Annotated in this window: 1 protein-coding gene; it reads right to left on the reverse strand. The window is 43.7% G+C overall.

Features of this window, described 5'->3' with window-relative positions; translation table 11 throughout:
• Positions 1 to 390: 390 nt before the first annotated feature.
• A complete protein-coding gene (locus FFM73_RS12245) occupies positions 391 to 2,271 on the reverse strand; it encodes a hypothetical protein (RefSeq protein WP_137631923.1) in 1,881 nt (626 codons plus the stop codon).
• Between the last annotated feature and the right edge of the window lie 851 nt (positions 2,272 to 3,122).

The raw sequence follows: 3,122 nt of genomic DNA on the forward strand, positions 1-3,122 counted from the left end.
AACCAAGAAAACATGTTTATCCGAATCTTCCAAATCGCTGCTTAGTCCCTATTGCGAATGCCCCTAGAACAAAGGGTTATTTAGTGTACCCAAAATCCACTTAAAGGGTACAAAGTCCCGATATTTCCGATCTCGACCACTCAAATCCCGTAAGCAACAAAGAGCTTCCTCCGAAGAGAAAGCTCTAAATATAATCAAGTCGTTAATCAACACCGTTTGACAAAGACCCCTTTTTTGTTAAACCTTTCTTGTTCGTTAATCCCCTTGATTAACTATATTCATAGTAACACTCCCCCCCCATTATGGAAACAAATTGGAAACATTTAATAATTCTGCAAGACTTTTGCAATCAAAAAGACATACACCCTCGTATGTCTTCTGGTAAATCAACTAGTTATCTTCAATCGGCACGCCCAATGATACCGGTAAATTATGCGCGTTCAGCAGGCTGACCGTCAGCGGCTGGTTCAGCTGTTTGATCAAACTCATCTCCGTGCCATAATTGTCAGCAAGGTACTGCTGCTTCGCTAAGGCCGTCGCCCAAGTTGAGAAGTCGTCCTGTTTCAGACTGACACCTGTCACTAACGCCAGCGGGTCGCTATGGGTGGTCGTTAGTAACTTACGATAGTCCGCGTTCTCAATCGCTCCGACTAACAGCCCCTGCTGGTTAAGGTGATTCTGTAGCCACCACTGGGTAAATGCCTCAACGGTATCGAAAGCTTGTACCTGCATGCCCACCGCGTTCAGCAGTTCCACGCCACTCAGTTCGTCTTGGTCGTAGTGCAGATTGAGCACGCCCAGACCGGATTGGCTGTAATACTCTTCGCGATTCTTGGTGCCGTCATCGTGGTAAAACCGGTTAGCGGTCAAGCGCCCGGCCTGAGTCAACGTGCTGGATTCAGCCAGCTGACCATTCTTATAAGAGTCAACAGTGAAGATGTCATCGCTGGATTGATAGTAGTGGACCTTAAGCGTCCAGCCGTTATCCAACGTCATCGTCCGCTCAGTATGGTCAGCGTTCCACTCATCTTTGACCGCGTCGTCAGGCAAGCGGTACTTAGCGCCCACCTTACCCTGATGCTGCAGGCTATACAGCGGATTGTAAACCGCCACCGTGTCAGCCTTGAGCTGCAGGGCATTGGTCCACTTGGTAATCTGATCGGACAGATTCAGGGTGAACTGACTGGTGTACAGGCCAATCTGGCTGACACCTCGACTGATCAGAAGTTTAACTGCCTGTTGCAGTTGCGCCAACTGGTCATCAGTCAGGTGATCCATATCCAAAATGATTCCGGTAGTCTGGTCTAAGGTCACCGCCTTGACGGGTACCGCGACCCCCAGCCAGTGATCAATCTCAGCATTGACCTGAGCCAAAGTCGTCTTCTTAGTCGCCAACTCAGTCTGCAGGTCGGTTAACTGCTGCTGATACTGCGACAAAGCTTCTGATAATGTATCCAACTGTTTAGACTGGGCTTCACCATCAGCCGCGACTTTATTCTGGGCTTCTTCCAGCTGGCCATTAACGCCCCTTAACTTTTCTTGATCATCAGTCAGTTTATTACGAACAGACTGTAGTTGATTTTTTAACGCCCGTTGACTCTTATCGACCGCAATAATAGCCTCTTCATTAGCGTCGCGTTCAGACTTGTTTTTCTTAATATTATCCCGATACTCATCGACCAGCGTTACAACTACTGCTGGATCTTTTTCACTTTTAAATTTAGCTGAAAGATCCGATTCGGACTGAATTAACTGTTGCTGTTTATCGTTGAGACCGTTAAGTGACGCACCAATATCTTTCACTTGACCTATCAGCGAACCCGCCTTATCTTGAACATCTTTTATACGTTTATTTAATTCCGTCTGTCTTTCAACAAAGGGGGCTGTAGCTTCTTGGATTGCCTTTTCCATTGCATCTTGAAGCGCTGTGATCTGAGTACCATTATCATCGACTCTTTTCTGAACAGCCGATATTTTCTGATTCAACTCATCAACTGCACTTTGAGCTTCAGCTCGATGATCAAATAATTGGTTCTGCAAAACTGCCCGGCTCGCATTATACTGCTGAACAATTTCTGCCAACTGTTGTTTCGTCGTCTTCACATCCGTTACCATTGAAGAATTATTCTTAACAGTTTGATTTTTCTCTACTTGTTCGTTATCATTTGTCGACTGACCTTTTTCATCATTAACTTGGTCAGGCATTTTTGACTCGTTTTCTTTTTCAGTTTTTTTATTTGAATTTCCGCTAAATAAATCTCTTAATCCCACGGTGGTACCTCCTAGTAAATCAAAATAAACATATTACTTGTATTTTACCATTTAAATTAGCCAAATTATTCAGTAGATCGGCCCTAAGTATGATTGAGACTTTATTTTTTACATAGAAAGTGATCAGACCAAATTTGGATTGGTCACTAATGTTATTCAATATATCTATTTAACACACCAGTCTTAGTTCAGACAGTCAGTATTCGATGTTTCTGGTGTTGGCAGTGTTTTTGATGCAGTAGTGGTCGTGCTCTTAGCAAAGACTCACTTAATTGGATCACGATACTTGAGCCCGCTGTTCTGGGCGTAAGTAACTGCATCGTCATAAGTGTAATACGTGTAAGTCGTTCATTGACTACCGTGATACCACTTCATTGTACCAAATACACTAGTTAAAGTAGCATAGTCATTAAACGGATTACCGACATGGCCAGTAAAGATCTTCTGCTGATCAGATGTAGTCATTGGTTATCCAATGAAGAATGCGGATAAATCAGTAGGAGCGTTACTGCCGTCCTTTTGCATCAGTGAGACTTTTGAGGTTGCTTGTTGATTAACATTGACGTAAATCGTACCACCATAGGTCGCGTTCGAGCCAAAGCGGGTCTAAGATTTTTGGTGTTGATTAAGTTCAACGCTGAGAAGCTTAGGCCTGTTTTTTTGCAAAAAAAGAACACCTAGTCTCCCAGGCGTTATACTGTAAGCACACTATAACCGGACGTATTGAAACACAAAACGGACTTCCTCATATTTGAGTTAGTCCGTTTTTGTATTTCATTCAGTTACTAATTGCTGATCAGGTTCATAATTCCACGGTAAACAAGCCTCCAATTGCGCTTCTTTTGGGAAAG

It is taken from the genome of Secundilactobacillus hailunensis (genome assembly GCF_005405185.1).
Classification (GTDB): Bacteria; Bacillota; Bacilli; order Lactobacillales; family Lactobacillaceae; genus Secundilactobacillus; species Secundilactobacillus hailunensis.